Origin of the sequence: Corynebacterium sp. ES2794-CONJ1 (assembly GCF_025660615.1) — a bacterium.
GTDB lineage: Bacteria > Actinomycetota > Actinomycetes > Mycobacteriales > Mycobacteriaceae > Corynebacterium.
This window is the reverse complement of record NZ_JAOTIM010000001.1, coordinates 232028-251511: the sequence shown is the minus strand read 5'-3', so window position 1 is coordinate 251511 and position 19484 is coordinate 232028. Positions and strand designations below refer to the sequence as shown.

The following is a 19484-nucleotide window of genomic DNA, read 5'->3' as shown; positions in this document are numbered from 1 at the left end:
CTAGGACCCAGATAGAAGATCGGCAGGAATGATAAATCCGTGACGAATCAGATCCACTACCGCGGGGAGCGCAGCTTGTTGGGTTAGATCCGGATCGAGACCACGACTGATAGCAAAGAGTTCGATAACTTCGCTGAGGTTGAGGCCTTCAGGGTGTAGCCCAGCCAAAATAGCGGCTAGCTCGGCGTCGATATCGTGAGACCATCTCGGTCCGTCCATGCGGGTTATTCGCCTGGCTGCGGGAACAAAGCCCATAGCCTCTCCTGCATCTGCCACACTTATCTCCTCCTGGGCAATACCGGGACGCACCTGATAGCGAGCCTGCAGAATCTCGTTCTCGGTCTGGGCGTGCAGCCACGAGATACGGGCGAAATACTCTTCAGCCTCTTGAGCAAGATCCTCAATGGGGTGGGTGAGTTCTTCAACAAGAATATCTGACGGCAGATCATCAGAGATTCTCTTGATGAAGACAAAACCGAATCCGATGGCTAAGACATGATGGGAAGCAAAAAAGTCGAGCCAATGGAGAGTCTTGTGAGCACCCTGTTCGCTCCGGGGATCGATGGATTCATCGCGTAGCCACGTGCCGCAATAATGTTCAGGCGAAACCCGGTCGCGTTCGAGTATCCAACACATCACACCCTTATCTGGAAGCCACGATGCTAAACGCTGCTGGAAGGAGTGCCCGGACTCGTGAATCCACGATCCTAAAAGCGTAGCTGTGCCGTCCATATTGAGATAGTCGGGTATATTTTCCATCAATAACTGCGTTGCTCCATCAAGAGCGAGACCTGAATCTCGATAGATATGCGAGACATCATCAGGACCAACCACGAAGGGTGGGTTGGCGATAATGCGGTCGAAGCGACGCCCGCGGACTGGCTCAAACCAGCTCCCGCGCTGAATATCAACGGTGGCGCGGTTATCGGATATCAGCCCTGCTGTGTCCACGAGGGTTGCGTGGGCAAATAGCAGAGCACGTGGATGAATATCGGTCGCCGTGATCGACTCTGCCGCGTGCAACTGGCCCAATACCTGGATGCCGGACCCGGTTCCCAGATCGAGTACCGAGGACACAGCACTGCGACTGGTTGCCGATAACAAAGAGAGGCTGGCTGCACCCACCCCTAGAACGTGATCCTTTCCGGGGATGTAGTTACTCAACTGAGAGGCATCGCAGTCCGAAAAAACAAAATAGTCATTGCCGTCAACTCTGTGGGGATGGATATCGATGAGCGCAGTCACGTGGCTATCGTTTGCGGATTTAGGCCCCAAGATGCCGACTCGAATCAGGTCGTGGAGCAGTTCGCTGCCGAAAATTTTGGTGAGACCTTCCTCGCTTAACGCCCGATGAAGGAGAAATACAGTTATTAATTGAGCCAGTGGTTGGGTTCGGCTATTTCTCATAGAAAAAAGCACCGCATGGGGTTCGCCTCGGTAGAGGGCCTTATAGGCATTCTCGCCTAAAAATTCGCGCACCCCATCAGCCGTGAACTCGTAACTGATAAGGGCTGCCTTTAGTTGGGCAGCACAACGCACAAAGTCATCGTGTTGTTCCTGCAGATGATCAGTGGCGGGAAATTTCATAAAGTTTCGTCACTTTCTCAGATTAGTTTGTATCGCCGGAGTCAATAGCGGCGGGACCAGGCCGGGAATTGTGGGATAATTGCTGGCGCGCCAGAGCCGGCTTGTACACAGATCTTTCGCGCGGATCACGCGGTTGTCCCACTCCATTAGCGATGACTACCGCGATCCATGGTAACGGGACCGAGATGACAAATAGCACGGCAGAGAACCACACCAACTCGAGATATAGGTAGCTAAATGCCGCGAGTGCTAGAAATGGCAGCCTGATCGCTTGGATGATCGCATATTGGCGTTCGCGCTGCTTCCGATTCTCAGCCGGGGACTGCCGAGCCGACGTAATGAGCGCAGCTTTTTTCCTTCTCCCAGGCCACCATATTCTCTGACTCATCCGTTGTGCGGAGAGTGGTCGGGAGGTAGCGTCGATAATGGTAGGCGAGGAGTCAGGTGCCGCGCCTGTGTGCGAGGTATCTCGTTTATCCTGCTCCATAGCTATAAACCTAGTCTCGCTTCGCGTCAGAGGCGAACGTGGGGCACAATAGGAGGAGTGACTACTCAAACTCAAACGATCGAACGTCCAGATATTCGTAGCGATGAGCTTCTTGACGACGATACTCCGAAGTTTTTCCATTATGTGAAGAAAAATCAGATAGTGGAATCGGCAGTATCCGGTCGCATCGTGGTTGCTCTCTGCGGTGAAACCTTTCCCGTAACCAAGCAAGCAAAACCTGGGTCCCCCGTGTGTCCCGACTGCGAAAGCATTTACAGGAGTATGCGCAAATAGTGAGTAATGATCTGCGCGTTTGGCAACGTCAAGCGCTAGAGAAATATCTTGCCGTTCAACCTTCAGATTTCCTCGCTGTTGCCACTCCAGGAGCTGGAAAAACGACGTTCGCGCTGCGGGTTGCCACCGAGTTGCTAAACAGCCACGTCGTAGAACGAGTCATCGTGGTGGTTCCCACCGAGCACCTGAAGGTGCAGTGGGCGGAGGCGGCGTCGAGGGTAGGAATCTCTCTAGATCCTCATTTCAAAAATTCGGGCGCAGTTAACCCTCATTACCATGGCATTGTGGTGACCTACGCCCAAGTTGCCATGCACCCATTCAAGCACTATGCCATCACCACGGCGCACAGGAGTCTCGTGATCCTTGATGAGATTCACCACGGCGGGGATGCAAAGAGCTGGGGCGATGGAATCCGGCAGGCGTATCGCGATGCCACGAGGCGCCTCGCGCTCACGGGAACCCCGTTTCGCTCCGATGATTCCACGATCCCCTTCGTCCGCTACGACGAAGATGGCGAGGGGCACCTCGTCTCCCAAGCCGATCACACCTATGGCTATTCCGATGCTCTCGCCGACGGCGTGGTCCGGCCGGTGGTATTCCTGTCCTACTCAGGGGAGGCACGTTGGCGTAACTCCGCTGGTGAAGAATACGCAGCGCGCCTTGGCGAGGCTCTTTCACCGGAGCAAACCGCACGCGCTTGGCGCACTGCGCTTGACCCTAAAGGCGACTGGATACCTGCTGTCCTCGGTGCGGCCCACACGAGGCTTCTCCAATTACGCAAATCGATCCCCGATGCTGGTGGTTTAGTTATCGCTACTGATAAGACCACAGCGCGCGCCTACGCCAAGATCTTGGAAAACTGGAGTTCAACACCGGTTACTGTGGTCCTCTCCGATGAAGTGGGTGCATCAGATCGGATTGAGGAGTTCTCCGCAAGCAGCGATGAATGGATGGTGGCGGTGCGCATGGTGAGCGAAGGGGTGGATGTGCCGCGGTTGGCCGTGGGCGTATACGCCACGAGCGCTGCAACACCGCTTTTCTTTGCTCAGGCAATTGGACGTTTTGTAAGAAAGCGCCGCCCTGGGGAGACCGCGAGCGTCTTTTTACCGTCGGTACCCGTGTTGCTGGAACTAGCGGCACAGTTGGAAGTTTCTCGGGATCACGTTTTGGGTAAACCTCACCGATCTAAAGAAGGTTTTGATGATGATCTTCTGGCTCAAGCTAACCGGACAGAAACCGAGCCCGATCTAGAACGTAGTTATGAGTCTTTAGGAGCCGAGGCGGAGCTTGATTCCTTGATATACGATGGCTCTACGTATGGAACGGGTTCGATTGCAGGTTCGGCTGAGGAGGCTGATTACCTCGGCTTACCAGGCCTTCTCGATGCTGAACAGATGCGGGAATTACTGCGTCAGAGGCAGGCCGAGCAAATTGCCCAGCGAGAAAAAGAAAGGGCTAACCACGTTAGCGACTCTTCCACCGATCACGTTGCTAGTAAGGAAATCCCAACACTGCGCAAAGAGCTCAATAGCCTAGTGTCTATGGAAGCGGCCCGTACTGGACGTCCTCACGGGGCCATCCACACAGAAGTAAGAGCTAGATGCGGAGGCCCCCCCACGGCAATGTGCTCTGCTGATCAGTTGCGCGAGCGTATAGCCTATTTGCGACGGTGGTAGCCCCGATTGTGGCTATGGAGTGGTGGGGCTTAAACGTTGCAGAGAATAAGTGCTGTAGGATAGTCCCCGCTGGTATGTACCCCGCGAAGCTACAGAAACGAAAGCGCAGGGGAGCAATACCATAGAACGCGGAGAAAAATTTTCTCCATATTTACAAATAACTACTCTCTAAGGACATCTTTATGACCAATCCCTATAACAACAATGACGAGTTCGTACAACCAGAGCAGAGCCTGCCCGCCTACAATCCCGTCGATCCCGCGCCTGCAGCAACACCGGTCGTCGTAGCAAAAAATGGCCTCGCACTTGCAGCTCTGATTGTTTCGGCTGTAGCTTTGGTGCTCACCCTCACCGTTGTTGGCGTTATCATTTCTTGGGCTGTAGCACTGGTGGGACTCGTGCTCTCCATTGTGGCCTTGGTTAAGGTGAAGAAATTCGCCCCAGGTGCCGGTCGAAAAGGTATGGCCATCACAGGTCTGGTCTTGAGCATTCTGGCACTTCTACTAACCATCGTTTTCGGACTCGTCTTTGCGCAGTTCGGCGCTATCGTGGGGGATTGCGCCCAGTATGAGGGTGAGGAGCTTCAAACCTGCATCGAGCAGCAGCTCGTTAACCAGTAGTAGCTACTACTACCTAGGTGAGGTGGTTACCGTGGTCAAGAGCTACGGTAACCACTTTTTGCTTATTGGCACAGATACCTGGGTAGAGAGATCAAGCTACGAGTGCGAGGTGCAGCCATGTGTAGACGCGCAAAATACTCATTTGCTGTGTAATCCGGACCACGGCTCAGCCTGGTGCTGGACTTTCGACTTTTGCCGGGGCGCTGGCGGTAGATATGCATGCGACCGAGCCCGGACGAGTATGGTCCCCATATTTGTTGTGGCTTTTTATAGACCGTGGGCATGAGGTTTCTCTCGGACCATCGGTACAGTTACGTACCTAGGGGGCGCGGGTCACTCTTATACGGCATTATATGGCTGACATCGTGTAAGACTGTGTGTGGAGAATAGCGCTGCGCCCAACTGCTCTTTACTCTAATAACGTCCTATTTGGGGGTGGATAACCTTTACGCAGCGATCGCGGAGGCCCAGTTATGTGCTGGTTTAGATTTTCATGCTTCACCCATTAAAAAACGCATGTGGAGTCCGACATCCCTCGTCGACGCCGAGATCGATAGTGCGTGGACAGCCCAGCAAGGTGCCGGTTCTGCTGCTCCCTCACCACAGCTGACGTAGGTGCAACGGTGAGTTACTACAAGTAGTGCGGGTCTGTTATGCAGATATAGCTAGTGTGGCACTGGAGTAATAGAGTGTATACGCGATCTTCCCATCGAGGTCACCTCACCGCGGCTGAAATCGGCCACTAATACGATATATGGCCTGCCGTATTCGCTTGGGAATGAGCGAAATTTTTAGACCCCTCGGACTATCCGAGGGGTCTAAAATTGTGATATTAACGTCCAGCGTTAGTCAAGATAATCGCGCAGTACTTGGGAACGCGAGGGGTGGCGCAGCTTAGACATGGTTTTAGATTCGATCTGCCTGATACGCTCGCGTGTAACACCATAGACCTGGCCGATTTCGTCCAAGGTTCGTGGCATGCCATCCGTGAGCCCGAAGCGAAGTCTCACAACTCCAGCTTCACGTTCGGTGAGGGTATGGAGGACATCTTGCAGTTGGTCCTGCAAAAGCGTGAACGACACCGCATCGACTGCGATAACGGCCTCAGAATCTTCAATGAAATCACCCAGCTGGCTATCGCCTTCGTCACCGATCGTCTGGTCCAGCGAAATGGGCTCGCGCGCATACTGCTGAATTTCGAGGACTTTTTCCTCGGTGATATCCATTTCCTTGGCAAGTTCTTGCGGAGTGGGTTCACGGCCAAGATCCTGAAGCAGTTCACGCTGAATGCGTCCGAGCTTATTTATGACCTCCACCATATGGACTGGAATGCGGATCGTTCGTGCTTGGTCGGCCATAGCGCGGGTAATAGCCTGCCTAATCCACCACGTGGCGTAAGTTGAGAATTTGTAGCCCTTGGTATAGTCAAATTTTTCCACAGCACGAATGAGTCCAAGGTTGCCCTCTTGAATCAGATCAAGGAAAGCCATACCCCGGCCGGTATAGCGCTTCGCCAAGGAAACGACGAGACGTAGGTTTGCTTCGAGTAGGTGGTTCTTGGCCTTGCGGCCATCGCGAGCGATAGCCCTGAGGTCGCGCTTGACTGCGGGGGTCAGTTTCGCTTCCTTATCGCCATTATGAAAAGCTTCTGTCATCTGGTCCATGCGGTAGGTTGCATAGAGTCCAGCCTCGATTCGCTTAGCGAGTGAAACTTCTTCCTCAGCATTGAGCAGCGCAACTTTACCGATCTGTTTGAGGTATGCGCGAACCGAGTCGGCTGAGGCCGTAAGCTCGGCATCCTTACGGGCTTGACGCAAGGCTGCGGACTCATCCTCGTCCCATACCGACGACCCATCGTCCTCGTCGTCTTCAGCATCCTCGTCGTCGTCATCTGGGACGTCGAGTTCATCGATTTCAGCGCTGAAATCCTCAGCATCATCGTCAATCAAAGTATCATCGGCGATGAGATCAACGTCAACGTCTTCATCGGAGGACTCGTCGAGAACGCCGGTATCTTCTACCTCGACAACAGGTTCTGCAACTTTTTTAGTCCGAGTCTTTTTGGCCGTCTTCTTCGCAGATTTCTTTGCAGTCTTTTTAGCTCGAGTTTTCGGTTTTTCCGACTCCGGAGCGTCTTCGGCTTTGGGCTGCACCTTACGGGAGCTAGCAAGCTTCCGAGAGACCTTTTTAGGCAAAGACGCCGACTCTTCGGAACCTGCGTCGGCTTCGGCTTCGGCTCTAGTCGCGCTCTGAGCAGATTTTGTCCGCGTGACCTTCTTCGCTACCTTCTTCACGACCCGCTTGGTAGTCGATTCGGTGTCAGTACTTTCCTCTACTTGAGCGCTGGATACAGTTGGCTCTTGCGATGTCGATGCGCTCTTACTGGTAGCTTTTCTGGTTACCTTGCGGGTCGTCTTACGCGCTACTTTCTTTGCTGCAGTCTTTTTCGTTTCAGTCACAATTGCCCCTTCTCCGGCGTGGTCACTACGTTAACGACAAAAATAAACTCTATGCACATTAGTGACCATCACTATGATGCTTATTCCAGCATAAAGAAAAATTAACAGTTATGCCGATATCCCCGTGCGATACCCACGAGTCTTTCCTATAACAAAGTCCATGGTACTGCTAGTTTCCCGGGTGGGAACGAGAGATATTGACGTGTCTCGGTGATCTTAATGTCAGTCCGTTAAGGGTGAAGGGTAGTTCGCAGGGGACGTATCAGGTCTATGCGCTGCGCGTAGTGACTTTATTATTAAGATCATAGAATCCGGGGAGAGCCAAACCTTGGGTCTCCGTCAGACAAACGGCAATTATAGAGCACGCGCAGGCAAAAGCCTAAATAATACTCTGGAATTAGCTGCGTTGGATTCTCCTCGGAAATATCCAACGCAGCGACACTAAGCAATCTAGCGGTAATCTAGGGGAATAAGCGGTGCTCGACCGCCAGTGCAGCACCCACGATACCAGCGCGATTACGCAATTTTGCTGCAATAACAGGGGTCTCATTGCTTAGTTTCGGAATCCACTTGTCGCCCTTGCGGGAGATGCCACCGCCGGCGATGAACAGCGTGGGATTAAAGATCCTCTCGTATTCCTTGAGAACTGTGGATACCCGAGCGGCCCACTTGGTGTAGCCAATCTCGTCCCTGTCTTTAGCGGAAGACGAAGCGAATGACTCAGCTTCACGTCCCTCGACAATCATATGCCCTACCTCTGTATTTGGAAACAGGGTGCCATCTACAATGAAGGCGGATCCGATACCGGTACCGAAGGTTAGCAAAATAACTGCACCCTTTGATGCTTTTTCGTCGCCGAAGGTCACTTCGGCCAAGCCGGCGGCATCAGCGTCGTTGAGTACGCTGATCAGGCGAGCCTCGCCGAGGTGATGAGCAAATAACTCGCGAACATCTACGCCAATCCACGAGGGGTCGATATTAGCTGCGGAAAGCACGAACTGATTTTTGATCACCGAGGGGAGGGTGATGCCGACCGGCCCATCCCATCCTGCGATTCTTAAGATCTCGTTGCACGTGTCCGCAACGGCTTGAGGGGTGGCGGGCTTCGGCGTCAAAATCTTAATGCGATCACCGACGAATTCGCCGGTATCCAAGTCAACGCGAGCTCCTTTAATTCCAGAGCCGCCAACATCGATTCCAAATCCAATTCTGCTCATGGCGCATAGTTTAGTGGACGAGTACGAGACCATCCCAATATCCTGATAGTGATAAATCTTAAATTCTCCGAGAGCTTTATAAGCTCTTAAAATAGGTACTCACATGGAGAAAGTCGCTGTGTAGCTGCAAGTAGGAGCGCTTTTTTGCTTGCATAAACGCTGCTGCATTATGGTATTGCTTGCTCGAAAATGGGAAAGAGTGTGACAAGAAACTCGATTCCGTGTATAAATAGCGACAACTAACACTTCACAATCTCGCATCCTTTGAGAGGGTGCAGCTAGCTAAACCGAAAGCGAGGGGATCGAAGGTATGGCTACCGACTATGACGCACCACGCCGTCGTTCCGACGATGACATTGAGGCCGATTCTCTCGAAGGTCTCAAGGCTCAAGAATCAGCTTCATCGACACTCGATGATGACGATGAGATGGTCGATTCCTTTGAGATCCCCACAGCCGATCTCACAGGCGAGGAATTGAACGTTTCCGTGGTTCCCCGTCGCGATGACGAATTCACGTGCTCCTCATGCTTTATTGTGCAGCGCAAGAAACGAATCGACCACGTCGAGGACGACGGCAGCATCATCTGCATGGATTGTGCCTAAAAAAGACGCTACTTAGAAAAGTAGCGTCCGCACCTCCTAGTTCAGGGACTGTGTCGCTTTATCGGCTTGATCGGGTAGATAGGCCCGCAATAGTTTCTCAGGATCGCGGGTTGCCACAAGCCAATAAGGGGTGGGGTCTTCGGGATCGTCAAGAACAAGCATCACCATTTCTGGGACCCACCCATGGGAGACCACGAAGGCTGCAGGGTCGAGCTGTCGTCCCATCGCATTACGTTTAGCGGTTGCTGGAACAGCTAGGCTGCGGGACACTACAGTATGGGGGAGGTTTGCTTGGCCAGTGACCAGCCATCGGGTGCCGTCGGGATCTCGTTCCACTCGCACCCGAGTACTCGACATGCTAAGCAGGAGCCAGACTGCAAGAGCGCCTAAGGAAACCGCTGACACCACAGTCCACACTAGACTTCTGTTGAGACCCAGTTGCGCGGAAATAAGCGAAACTACGAAGGTTGCCATCAGCCACCAATACCACGGCACCCACTGGCGCTCGGAGTAGAGAATGGCCGGCTTCAACGCTGTTTTCTTTTCACTGTCACTCACGGTATTCATTGTAGCGGCGATCTTCGGGAAAAAGCCAAGGAGTTGGTCGCTAGGCTGAGCGCTAGGTCTTAGGCTATCCTGCTTGCAGGAGATAACGCGAGAAGTCTTGCGAATATTTAAGTCTCAACAAAGGAATTACTCTGTGCATACCTATACCGAGCCAGTGAAAACAGTCGCCCTGAAATTGCTTGATCCGGGCCTTCCTGTTCCGAGGCGGGCCCACCGTGACGACGCAGGCGTGGACTTGTACTCCACCATCGATTTAACCCTGGAGCCGGGTGAGCGCTCTCTCGTCCCTACTGGGATCGCTATCGCCCTGCCTGTAGGATCCGTCGGCCTCGTGCATCCGCGTTCGGGTTTGGCATTGAAAAAAGGACTGTCAATTGTCAACGCTCCGGGCACTATCGATGCTGGTTATCGTGGGGAGCTTAAGGTGTGTCTCATCAATCTCGATCCCCGTGAACCTATCGTAATAAAGCGTGGAGAGCGCATAGCTCAGCTCCTCGTACAAAAAGTGGAACTCTTTGATTTCGTAGCGGTTGCTGAACTCGATGACACCGAGCGCGGAGTCGGGGGGCACGGATCAACTGGTCTACGTTAGGCTGGGATAGGTGTTCTCAACGCTGAGAGATAATGGCTCTAAGGCGCTGAGATTTAATCAGGCGTTCTAGCTGGCGCCACATGACGTAAATATAATGATAAAGAGGTATCTGGACATGTCACTCTGGCCGTTCTCAAAAGATAATAGTAGTGCCCCCCACAAGTCCGAGACAGAGCCGCTCGAAGCTCACCCAGCTCATGACGCCGTTAATGGGGGCATGGGGCCTTTCGACGGCGACTCGGTCGATATCGATGAGTTCGAGTTTGGAGACTTTGCCCAAGGCATCCTCAATCTAGGTTCCCTACAGGTGCCGCTCCCTATAGGTTCCGAGGTGCAGGTTGAGATGGGACCCAACGGTCCTACGATGCTCCATGTCCTCACTGAATATGGTCGTTGCACACCGGTTGCCTTTGCCGCCCCTCGTTCTGGAGGACACTGGGATGAGGCTCGCGCAGAAATCACCGCGGACATGAGCAAACAAGGTCTCAGTGTGAGCGAAGAAATGGGCCCCTGGGGACCGGAAATTGTGGGGGCAGCCCCGCAACAGGGCGGAACCATCCGTGTCATCGGCGTTGATGGCCCTCGCTGGATGCTACGTATGACCTTGGCGGCCCCGCTCGATAAAGCCGATGATATGGCAGCCTTGGGCCGCGAGATAGCGGCGCGTACTTTCGTCTACCGTGGCAACGATCCGATTCTTCCTGGTACCTCTTTGCCGGTAGCTCTTCCGCAGCCTTTGGCTGAACAGGTCGCCCAGGAGATGCAACGCCGCTCCCAGCAGAACAACGGTCGAGGTTTCCCCAATAACTCCGTGTCTTTGAATTAAGTCCAGGAGACTATCTGTGAACGATCACCAATCTAATTCTGAGACAAAACCCAATCTTATAGACCAAATGGGCGGCCTCGGGGGTCTAGTCGCATCGAGTGTACCTGTGATCACCTTTGTGCCCGTCAACAATAGATGGGGGCTGCATTCTGGTATCGCAGCAGCACTTCTAGTGGCCGTGGCAATCCTAGTGTGGCGCCTTGTGCGTAAAGAGAATCTCCAGCCCGCCATTTCCGGCTTTTTTGGCGTGGCTATTGCGGCCGGCATCGCTTGGTATACCGGGTCCGCGAAAGGCTACTTCCTTTTCGGAATTTGGATATCGGCCTTGTATGCAGCGATCTTCATTGTATCCATTATTGTGCGATGGCCCTTGGTCGGAGTGATATGGAAAGGGATCAACGGGGACGGCATGGCGTGGCAAAAAAACCCGCAGGCAGTTAGGGCTTATACCTGGGCCACCGCGGGGTGGGCTGTGGTTTTTGCCGTGCGCTTTTATGTTCAAAACTTTTTCTATAATTCCGATGCCACCAATTCCCTGGCCATAGCGCGTCTGCTGATGGGGTGGCCACTGTCCGCACTCGTCATGGTATTTACCGTAGTCATGGTGCGCAAAGCCACCGCGGCCCTCAAAACCACGCCTGCGGATTAACCAACAACGACGAAAACTAGGTTATTGTCATGAACTTTTACCCCAGTTCCACTGAACCAAAACTGTCCACGGGGCAGCGACTCGAGCTCAAGATCTCGCGAGTGGCCCACGGTGGGGAGGGTATCGCCATCTTCGACGGCCGAGTGATCTTTGTCCAAAGCTCCTACCCAGGTGATACTGTCCTAGCTGAGGTCACTAAGGTGAAGCGGAACTTTGCCAGAGCGCTACTCATCGATGTCCTCGAACCAGCACCCGCGAGGGTCGAACAACGGTGTCCCGCAGCTGCTCTAGGCGCCGGCTGTTGCGACTTTGGAGACCTTGAACCCAAAAGCGCCGTGGGCTTAAAGACCACCATCTTGCGAGACCAACTCACCCGCCTCGGTGGACTAGAAAATCTGCCCGACATCCAGCAACTGGCACTCAATCCTTATCAGGGGTGGCGGACCCGCATGCGATTGGGTGTTGACGACCAAGGACGCGCGGGAATGCGGGCTCTCCGGTCGAATGACGTTATATCTGCGGCCCCGTGTGCTCAAGCAGTGCCAGGACTGCTTGATTCAGTGGTGGGAGAAGAGGCGCGTCGTTTTACCCCTCATGCAGAGGTGATCGTGGTCATGGACGACGATCATAACCGTCATATCGTCGAGATCTCCAAAGCGCCTCGCGGGCAGCGGAGTGAAACCATCACAAAGATCATAGAAGGCAGCGATCACGCTATCCAAAAAGTCGCTGGATATACTTTTAAGATCCCAGCAACAGCATTCTGGCAAGCTCATGTGGCTGCCCTCGAAACGTATTCGCAGCAGATTACCTCGTGGTTGAAAAACTACGGTCCTAAGTCTCACGAGTTGCTAGCTTGGGACCTCTATGGGGGAGTGGGGGCGCTCGTTCCAGCCATTCGGGAAGGGTCAAACCCCCAAGCCACAATTTACTCGGTGGAAACATCTCCGGGATCAGCGCGCGCGGGGCGAAAGGCTTTCGATAGGGGGATAACCTTTATTACTAATTCCGTTGAGGCTGCCCTGGGAGAGTTGCCAAACCCGGATATCGTAGTCCTCGACCCGCCTCGTACCGGGGCTGCGTCAGGGGTTATCGAGGGTATTGCTGCTGCTCAACCGGATATCGTTATTCATATCGGTTGTGACCCTGCGACCTTTGCGAGAGATGTGCGACGATTTGTCGATCAGGGGTATATTTTCTCTGAGTGCGTGATGATTGACGCTTTCCCTGGCACCCATCATCTGGAAAGCATGGGCCTCTTCCTGCGCTCTTAGGCTTAAGTTACGGGGTAGAATGAGTATTAGCCGTCTGAGACGCTCAGCCGATATGATGGACAATAACTATTAGTGCGTGGGAAAAACAGTGACCCTGTGGACTCCCTCCAAATCTGATCGGAGAGGACCGATTTTCGATCAGTATGAGAAAGGACAAAGGTTTCTCTTTCGCCCATGAGTATTCTCGCAACACTTACACACCCCGCTGATGTCAAGAGGCTCAAGCCTGAAGATTTGGCGCAGCTATCTGAGGAAATACGAGAATTCTTAGTTGAGAAAGTAGCCGCCACCGGAGGCCACTTGGGGCCGAACTTAGGCGTTGTGGAACTCACCATCGCACTGCACCGAGTCTTTGATTCGCCTAAAGATCCAATCATTTTCGACACCAGCCACCAGTCTTACGTGCATAAAATGCTGACGGGGCGCATGAACCAATTTGATACTCTTCGGCAAAAGGGTGGACTATCTGGCTATACGTCTCGGAAAGAATCTCCGCACGACTGGGTTGAGTCGTCTCACGCCTCTGCTTCTTTAAGCTATGCAGACGGACTGGCTAAGGCTTTTGAAATCAAAGGGGAAACCGATCGCTGTGTCGTCGCAGTAGTAGGAGACGGCGCTTTAACAGGTGGCATGTGCTGGGAGGCGCTCAATAATATTGCCGCCTCCAAAAAACGCAAAGTCGTAATCGTTGTCAACGACAATGGGCGCAGTTACTCGCCCACAATCGGTGGTTTCGCGGAGAATCTAAAAAAGCTACGCACTCTCCCTACGTATGACAGAGTGATGGAGCACGGCAAATATACCCTTAAGCGTCTCGGCTGGGTGGGGGAGCGAACTTTTGATGCACTCCATGCGTTTAAGGAGGGGCTCAAATCCACAGTCATACCCACAGAGATGTTCAATGAGCTGGGAATAAAATATGTTGGTCCTGTCAATGGCCACGATTCCGAAGCTCTCGAAGATGTTCTCAACTATGCTCGTGATTTCGAAGGTCCTCTTATCGTTCACGTCGTTACAGAAAAAGGTCGCGGCTATCCACCTGCTGAAAATGACGCAGCGGAACTCATGCACTCCACCGGCGCTATTGATCCTGTTTCTGGACTACCTGTCTCCAAAGATTCTCCTGGTTGGACGGCGATTTTCAGTAAGGCGTTGGTAGCGGCCGGGGGACGCCGCGATGATATCGTTGCCATTACAGCAGCGATGGCGGGCCCTACCGGACTGGTGCCCTTTCAGCAGCGCTTTCCCGCACGTTTTTTTGATGTTGGCATCGCCGAACAGCACGCCTTGACCTCAGCAGCCGGCTTGGCGCTGGGGGGTTTACACCCCGTGGTTGCGGTATACGCGACATTTCTCAATCGGGCTTTTGATCAACTCCTCATGGACGTAGCTCTTTTAAAACAGCCCGTTACCCTGGTTCTCGACCGCGCTGGCGTCACCGGGAGCGACGGAGCAAGCCACAACGGCGTTTGGGATTTTGCGATTACTGGCATAGTCCCGGGTATCCACGTGGCCGCCCCGCGAGATGGGCTAAAATTACGTGAGCTTTTCGATGAGGCAATAGAGATTCAAGGGCCCAGCGTTGTGCGCTTTCCAAAAGGGGCACTGCCCCCAGTCTTTCCGGCCCTGGAAAAACGTGCAGATGGTGTGGAAGTCCTCTATAGCTCGGCTCGAGACGCAGAGAAGAAGATACTTGTCATTGCGGTGGGTCCTATGGCTGAGCCGGCCCTCTCGGCGGTTGAGGCTTGCACACATATACCAGTGGACTTTACGGTGATTGATCCCTGTTGGGTGGTGCCCGTCGCCCCCTCCATTCTCGAAATGGCACTCGACCATGATCTCGTCGTTACCATTGAGGACGGCGTTATCCATGGTGGCATCGGATCGATGATCGCGGAATCTCTAGCAGCAAGCGATATCGATACCCCGATTCGGCAGTTAGCTTTCCCTGAAATCTTTCCGGAACATGCCAGCCGCAATGAATTACTTGCGGAGGTAGGTTTGGATGCTCGCGGCATTACAGCGTCGTTGCAGGGATGGATTGAAACCTTAGTGGCGTCGTGCCCTATTGATGAGACGGCTGAAAATCCGGAATACTAGTCCCGCCTGCCAAGGGCGTACCCCAACATCCTTTAGGTAGCTCTGCAGTTCCCGTTCGCTGCTGACGAGACCCTCGTGGGCAATCGCCCACACCAGAGCGCGGCTATCGGCTGGAGTGATGATATTCTCTTGCGGCACAGCTAACTCAGCTGCTCTTTTGGCCAGCTGACTATTTACCCACTCCAGTTCTTCGTAGACTGCAGGGTAGTGCTGCTGTATAGCACGTTTGGATAATACGGTGATCTCACCGCCTGATGTGGTGTGCACTTTGTGGGGAAGTTCGAGCGGATCTGGCCATAGAGCTGAGTCAGTTCTCTTGGCCTCTGCAATAATTTTCGCCCACGTCGTAGCCCGAGAGCGAAGCCGGTGAGGGTAGCCCTTGGTGCGGAGAACTTTAGAGGCATGAGTCGGCATGGACGATGCTAGAGCCACCAAAACCCGATCCGGCAAAATTGCAGACGGGGCCAGATCTTCCATCGAACCCTCTCGTTCACGCTCCTGCCATAGGGCGCGGGCAACAGCTAATTTTTGGGGGGTTTTCAGAGAGTTAAGGCCTTTGGTGTCGGTCCACAGTCTTGATGGGGCTTGGTAGTGGGCAAAGCGAGTCTGAACGAACTGGCATTCCTGTTCTATCCAAGTGATTTTTCCTGCATCCTTGAGATCTTTGGCCATAAGGCGAGCTAATTCGATGAGCAACTCCACATCGAGAGCGGCATAGTTAATCCACTCCTGAGGAAGGGGCCGCCTAGACCAGTCTTCGGCTCCGTGGCCCTTGAGCAGCTCCCGATCAAAGTAATGCTGAACCATAGCTGCAAGGTTGACCTTGTCGTAGCCTAAAAGCCGTCCAGCTATTTCGGTATCGAAAAGTCTCCCTGGATGCAGGCCAAGGGCCGCTAGGCTGGGTAGGTCCGATATTGCTGCATGGAGAATCCAATCGGCGCCATTAAGGATTGGTTCCAGATATGTTGAAGTGGCTGCGCGATCACTTTCGACGTCGAACAACACTGTTCCAGCCCCCTCGCGGCGAACCTGGAGCAGAAAGACTCGGTCGTCATAGCGAAAACCTGCGGCCCGTTCAGTATCGATGGCAAAAGGGCCGTAGCCGAATTCCAAGACACTGACCGCAGCGGCTATTTCGCGGGCGCCTGTGGCCACGGAGGGGGTTCCTTCGCGTGGGACACCCAAGATTCTGGACATATTCTTCTACTTAGAGTTCACTGAATCTAATTCGCGCACACCCTCGGGTGGCAGACCAGCGACATGAGCTAAGATTTCCGCAAAGGCTGCGACGTGAGTGCTCAGATCGCTTTCGCTAGCGGTCCACGATGCTCGCATCTCGAGCTGGTATGCCGATGGTGGGCCACCAATCTCCCCGAAGCGAACAGATGTGGTGGAGGTGACTGTTCCCCCTAAATTCGTATACCCAACGCCTTCAAGTGCCTCCGCTAACCACTGCCACGCTACCTCCGGAAGAAGAGGGTCAGCTGCTACTTGGGAATCCATATCGGCCTGGATATACGCAACTAAGCGCATATCACCATCCCAAGTATCCTCAGCGTGTGGGTCATGAAGCAGGATCAGCCGACCGAATGCGTCATCGTCGCTGTGTGTTGTCAGCGGTTGATCATCATGAATGACCTCCAAGCCAATGGCATGGGAAAAAGGTGCAAGCCGCTGTGGTGGGCGAATGGTGCCGAGAGAGATTTCTGGGCGTAGCTGAGCCTGGTGCATGGACTCCACGGCGCGCGAGAAGTTCTCCGGTATGGCCTCGTCTGAGCCAGACTCTTTGGGGGGTGGAGATTTGGGATTTTCGGTCACGAATCAAAAGGTATCGAAAAATCTAAGCTTCTGTGAGTTGCCACGCCGCCTATGGGCGGAAAGATGCCGGATATTAGGCCAGCCTGCGTGATGAGAACCATACTTATATTCTAGTTGGGGTTCAATCTTTTGGATGAGTGTCGATATAATGGGTTTAGTTCTAAAGTGCGGGGCAGATATCCCGCTCCAACCAGTCGGCCGGCAGTGCAAAGGATCTTTTAGATGGCAGAGAAACTAAACTTCGAAGAGCTCAATAACATTCAGCGGTACTCACAATTTGCTGTATTCAAGGTGCAGCCTTTGGCGGTACACGAAGGGGAGGCCGAGATTGCGGCTGATGCTCAAGAATTTTTTACAAAGATGGCAAACTCAGGTTTGATCACGGTGCGGGGTCTTTATGATCTTGCGGGTTGTCGGGCTGAGGCGGACTTCATGATCTGGTGGCATGCGGAGCAGTGGGAAGATATTCAGAAAGCCCTCACAAGCTTCAGGCGTGAGACTAAGCTGGGGCGAAAATCAACAGCTGTCTGGTTCGGAAATGGCCTGCACCGCCCTAGCGAATTTAATAAATCCCATCTTCCTAGTTTCATTATGGGCGAAGATCCAGGTGCGTGGATTTGTGTCTACCCTTTCGTTCGTTCCTACGACTGGTATGTAATGGATGCTAAAGATCGCCGTCGGATTCTTGCTGAACACGGCAGGCAAGCCCGGGGATATCCTGATGTGCGGGCAAATACCGTCCCATCCTTTACCCTTGGCGATTATGAGTGGATGCTGGCCTTTGAGGCACCGGAACTTCATCGTATCGTTGATCTGATGCATGATATGCGCTACACGGAGGCTAGGCTGCATGTTCGCGAGGAGCTACCCTTCTTTACAGGGCGGAGGGTGACAGATCTCGCCGAGCTAATTAAAGCTCTCCCATAGAAAAAACCCCGCTATATGGCGGGGATTTTTTACTGCCAATTGCTCAAGGTTGCTCCGGTTGCAGAGTTAAGCATACGGAGTTGATGCAATAACGCAGATCGGTAGGTGTGTCATAGCCCTCGCCCGAAAAAACGTGGCCCAAATGGGAGTGGCAGTGTGCGCATATGACTTCCGTACGGACGTGCCCTAGTGAGCGGTCTTCACGTTCAATGATCCGATCTCCAGCTAGCGGGGAGAAAAAAGAAGGCCAGCCGCAATGAGAGTCGAATTTCTCCGTGGAGCGAAACAGCTCCGTGCCACAGGCCCGGCAGGAGTAAATCCCCGATGTTGTTGTATTAGTATACTGTCCGGTGTGTGGAGCTTCGGTTCCAGCCTGGCGTAGCACTCGGTATTCTTCGGAGTTGAGGCGCTCGCGCCATTGGGAATCGCTAAGTTTCCTAAAGTCAGTCATTGCATCTCCTTATTAAATTGGGTGTGCTTAATACTAGAAACCTACCAAAGATCACCAGGGGCGTCTAGAGCTGCTTCCCCTCCATCAATGTCCACCGTACCGCCGTGGTGGATATAGCAACGATAAGCAATGCCCAACCGGCGGTAGCTTGATAGACATTGAGCCACCAGCCCAGCTGTGGACTCACGATTGATCCGTAATCGAGCGGCGCTAGTGCCAGGTATAGACCAGCCCAGGCACCCCACGAATGCAGCACGCTCATTCGCGAGAATACCGTAAAAACAAAAGGGAAAAGCAGCATCGAATAATACATTTGACCGAGCGACGACAGCAGAAAAACCCCACTGAGAATGAGTGCAGACGTCGTCGTGATCCATACGAGAGGATCGGTGAGTCGAATCCTCAGCAAGAAGATAACACCAACAACAACTATCGAGGCGAAAAGAACCCACACACCCGTGGCGAGAAACGGCTGCAGACCAAAGTAGACGGAGAATCCCTGCCATGATGCATTGGCGTAATCGCGCACCTCGCCCAAATACGGGATAGTGCGCCGGATATAGTCATTGGCGCCTGGGATAATAGGCCATGCAACGAGATTGAGAATAAGCGGTACCCCTAAACCAGCAAGGATTGTCGAAATTTGTCCGCGAACAGCGGGCAAGAAAAGCAGGGGCAAGAAAATAGGCTTGATCAATATGGCAAAGCCGATGAGGATACCTGCCCATACCGTGCGCTCCGACCACAGGCAAATAATAAAGCCGGTGAAAATCAACAGTAAAACTCCGTTGATATTAGAAAAGACAAGCGTGTTCTGCACCGCTTCTGTCATAAAGGCGATGCTAATCGCGGTGGGGAAGGCTAGAGAGGAAAGCTTAAAGCCGCTCAGGCGCGTTAGTAGCCCCAATGACACAATGATCGCGGCGGCGTTACAGCAAATGAAAGCAAAGCGCGCCGCAGCAAAGGGCTCAAGAAAGGCGAGAGGCGCTAGGATGAGTGTCGCGCCGGGGTTGTATAGATAATGCGGATCAACGAATGTGTAATTTTCATTATAAACGTTGACACCCTCGATAAAGCGGCGTAGCGCCGTATAGACGGTCGTATAATCGTCAGTGATCGAACCGTTGATGGCGAGGAAGAATAACCGGTGAACCACGAGCAGGAGAGCCAACGGCCATAGGCACGCATTGCCAATAGCGTCCATGGAAGTCCCGCGCGGTGCTGGGTGGTGGTCACGAGCATGCTGAGGCGCGCGGCGCACCCACAAGGAATCAAGTTTTTGCTGGATAGCTAATGCCACTGCAGTCCCACCCTACCTTCGAACGGAGTCTAAAAT

19 protein-coding genes and 1 pseudogene are annotated in these 19484 nt (G+C 53.3%); 11 read left to right on the top strand and 9 right to left on the bottom strand.

The window, feature by feature from the left end:
- Both N7326_RS01180 and N7326_RS01175 read right to left on the bottom strand, forming a co-directional pair.
- A complete protein-coding gene (locus tag N7326_RS01180) occupies positions 1-1587 on the bottom strand; it encodes a N5-glutamine methyltransferase family protein (RefSeq protein WP_263088023.1) in 1587 nt (528 codons plus the stop codon).
- A gap of 22 nt (positions 1588-1609) precedes the next feature.
- Positions 1610-2074, bottom strand: a complete 465-nt coding sequence (locus tag N7326_RS01175) for a DUF3099 domain-containing protein (protein WP_259157745.1) — start codon at positions 2072-2074, stop codon at positions 1610-1612.
- A 57-nt stretch (positions 2075-2131) separates the two neighbouring features.
- Here N7326_RS01175 and N7326_RS01170 point away from each other — a divergent pair, with 57 nt between their 5' ends.
- The 4 genes from N7326_RS01170 (at position 2132) to N7326_RS01155 (ending at position 5279) form a co-directional block, all read left to right on the top strand.
- Positions 2132-2368, top strand: a complete 237-nt coding sequence (locus N7326_RS01170) for a DUF3039 domain-containing protein (RefSeq protein WP_259076505.1) — start codon at positions 2132-2134, stop codon at positions 2366-2368.
- Positions 2368-4044, top strand: coding sequence for a DEAD/DEAH box helicase (locus N7326_RS01165; RefSeq protein ID WP_259289237.1), 1677 nt, complete (start codon positions 2368-2370; stop codon positions 4042-4044). The genes N7326_RS01170 and N7326_RS01165 overlap by 1 nt, the downstream gene beginning before the upstream one ends.
- Before the next feature lie 182 nt (positions 4045-4226).
- A complete protein-coding gene (locus tag N7326_RS01160) occupies positions 4227-4664 on the top strand; it encodes a DUF4870 domain-containing protein (RefSeq protein ID WP_259076508.1) in 438 nt (145 codons plus the stop codon).
- A gap of 435 nt (positions 4665-5099) precedes the next feature.
- Positions 5100-5279 carry a hypothetical protein gene (locus tag N7326_RS01155; protein WP_263088022.1) on the top strand — a complete coding sequence of 60 codons (180 nt, stop codon included), beginning with the start codon at positions 5100-5102 and terminating at the stop codon, positions 5277-5279.
- A gap of 230 nt (positions 5280-5509) precedes the next feature.
- Here N7326_RS01155 and N7326_RS01150 read toward each other — a convergent pair.
- Both N7326_RS01150 and ppgK read right to left on the bottom strand, forming a co-directional pair.
- Positions 5510-7120 (bottom strand): annotated as a pseudogene (locus tag N7326_RS01150) (RNA polymerase sigma factor); the annotation flags it as partial.
- A gap of 464 nt (positions 7121-7584) precedes the next feature.
- Complete coding sequence (gene ppgK / locus N7326_RS01145; RefSeq protein WP_259076520.1) at positions 7585-8340, bottom strand: polyphosphate--glucose phosphotransferase; 756 nt, start codon at positions 8338-8340, stop codon at positions 7585-7587.
- A 310-nt stretch (positions 8341-8650) separates the two neighbouring features.
- Between ppgK and N7326_RS01140 the strand changes: the two genes are divergently transcribed.
- On the top strand, positions 8651-8944 hold the full coding sequence (locus N7326_RS01140; RefSeq protein WP_259076522.1) for a DUF4193 domain-containing protein: 294 nt from the start codon (positions 8651-8653) through the stop codon (positions 8942-8944).
- A gap of 36 nt (positions 8945-8980) precedes the next feature.
- Here N7326_RS01140 and N7326_RS01135 read toward each other — a convergent pair whose 3' ends face one another.
- Positions 8981-9511 (bottom strand): DUF3093 domain-containing protein, encoded by a 531-nt coding sequence (locus N7326_RS01135; RefSeq protein ID WP_263088020.1) that lies wholly within the window; start codon positions 9509-9511, stop codon positions 8981-8983.
- Between the two features lie 133 nt (positions 9512-9644).
- On the opposite strand from N7326_RS01135, the gene dut reads away from it, so the two are divergent.
- The 5 genes from dut to dxs all read left to right on the top strand — a co-directional run bounded on the left by dut (position 9645) and on the right by dxs (position 14952).
- Entirely contained in the window at positions 9645-10103 is a 459-nt protein-coding gene (gene dut, locus N7326_RS01130) for a dUTP diphosphatase (protein ID WP_259076526.1), read from the top strand.
- A 115-nt stretch (positions 10104-10218) separates the two neighbouring features.
- Positions 10219-10929 (top strand): DUF3710 domain-containing protein, encoded by a 711-nt coding sequence (locus tag N7326_RS01125; protein WP_259076528.1) that lies wholly within the window; start codon positions 10219-10221, stop codon positions 10927-10929.
- Between the two features lie 16 nt (positions 10930-10945).
- Entirely contained in the window at positions 10946-11578 is a 633-nt protein-coding gene (locus N7326_RS01120; protein ID WP_396124688.1) for a DUF3159 domain-containing protein, read from the top strand.
- A 29-nt stretch (positions 11579-11607) separates the two neighbouring features.
- Complete coding sequence (locus tag N7326_RS01115; protein ID WP_263088019.1) at positions 11608-12852, top strand: class I SAM-dependent RNA methyltransferase; 1245 nt, start codon at positions 11608-11610, stop codon at positions 12850-12852.
- A gap of 174 nt (positions 12853-13026) precedes the next feature.
- The gene (dxs, locus tag N7326_RS01110; RefSeq protein WP_259076532.1) at positions 13027-14952 is read left to right on the top strand and encodes a 1-deoxy-D-xylulose-5-phosphate synthase; all 1926 of its coding nucleotides are present in this window, start codon (positions 13027-13029) and stop codon (positions 14950-14952) included.
- Here the strand turns inward: dxs and N7326_RS01105 are convergent.
- Together N7326_RS01105 and N7326_RS01100 are read right to left on the bottom strand one after the other, a co-directional pair.
- Positions 14902-16149, bottom strand: coding sequence for an HRDC domain-containing protein (locus N7326_RS01105; protein WP_259076533.1), 1248 nt, complete (start codon positions 16147-16149; stop codon positions 14902-14904). The two genes, dxs and N7326_RS01105, sit on opposite strands and share 51 nt — an antisense overlap.
- Before the next feature lie 6 nt (positions 16150-16155).
- The gene (locus N7326_RS01100) at positions 16156-16770 is read right to left on the bottom strand and encodes a DUF3000 domain-containing protein (protein WP_259076535.1); all 615 of its coding nucleotides are present in this window, start codon (positions 16768-16770) and stop codon (positions 16156-16158) included.
- A 222-nt stretch (positions 16771-16992) separates the two neighbouring features.
- On the opposite strand from N7326_RS01100, the gene hemQ reads away from it, so the two are divergent.
- The gene (hemQ, locus tag N7326_RS01095) at positions 16993-17697 is read left to right on the top strand and encodes a hydrogen peroxide-dependent heme synthase (RefSeq protein WP_259076536.1); all 705 of its coding nucleotides are present in this window, start codon (positions 16993-16995) and stop codon (positions 17695-17697) included.
- A 43-nt stretch (positions 17698-17740) separates the two neighbouring features.
- Here the strand turns inward: hemQ and msrB are convergent, their stop codons facing one another.
- On the bottom strand, positions 17741-18148 hold the full coding sequence (msrB, locus tag N7326_RS01090; protein WP_259076539.1) for a peptide-methionine (R)-S-oxide reductase MsrB: 408 nt from the start codon (positions 18146-18148) through the stop codon (positions 17741-17743).
- Between the two features lie 64 nt (positions 18149-18212).
- On the bottom strand, positions 18213-19448 hold the full coding sequence (locus tag N7326_RS01085; RefSeq protein ID WP_263088018.1) for a glycosyltransferase family 87 protein: 1236 nt from the start codon (positions 19446-19448) through the stop codon (positions 18213-18215).
- Between the last annotated feature and the right edge of the window lie 36 nt (positions 19449-19484).

Coding starts and splice junctions, on each gene's coding strand:
- N7326_RS01180 (WP_263088023.1), bottom strand. CDS start 1,587: ATGAAATTTCCCGCCACTGATCATCTGCAGGAACAACACGATGACTTT.
- N7326_RS01175 (WP_259157745.1), bottom strand. CDS start 2,074: ATGGAGCAGGATAAACGAGATACCTCGCACACAGGCGCGGCACCTGAC.
- N7326_RS01160 (WP_259076508.1), top strand. CDS start 4,227: ATGACCAATCCCTATAACAACAATGACGAGTTCGTACAACCAGAGCAG.
- ppgK (WP_259076520.1), bottom strand. CDS start 8,340: ATGAGCAGAATTGGATTTGGAATCGATGTTGGCGGCTCTGGAATTAAA.
- N7326_RS01140 (WP_259076522.1), top strand. CDS start 8,651: ATGGCTACCGACTATGACGCACCACGCCGTCGTTCCGACGATGACATT.
- N7326_RS01135 (WP_263088020.1), bottom strand. CDS start 9,511: ATGAATACCGTGAGTGACAGTGAAAAGAAAACAGCGTTGAAGCCGGCC.
- N7326_RS01125 (WP_259076528.1), top strand. CDS start 10,219: ATGTCACTCTGGCCGTTCTCAAAAGATAATAGTAGTGCCCCCCACAAG.
- N7326_RS01115 (WP_263088019.1), top strand. CDS start 11,608: ATGAACTTTTACCCCAGTTCCACTGAACCAAAACTGTCCACGGGGCAG.
- dxs (WP_259076532.1), top strand. CDS start 13,027: ATGAGTATTCTCGCAACACTTACACACCCCGCTGATGTCAAGAGGCTC.
- N7326_RS01105 (WP_259076533.1), bottom strand. CDS start 16,149: ATGTCCAGAATCTTGGGTGTCCCACGCGAAGGAACCCCCTCCGTGGCC.
- hemQ (WP_259076536.1), top strand. CDS start 16,993: ATGGCAGAGAAACTAAACTTCGAAGAGCTCAATAACATTCAGCGGTAC.
- msrB (WP_259076539.1), bottom strand. CDS start 18,148: ATGACTGACTTTAGGAAACTTAGCGATTCCCAATGGCGCGAGCGCCTC.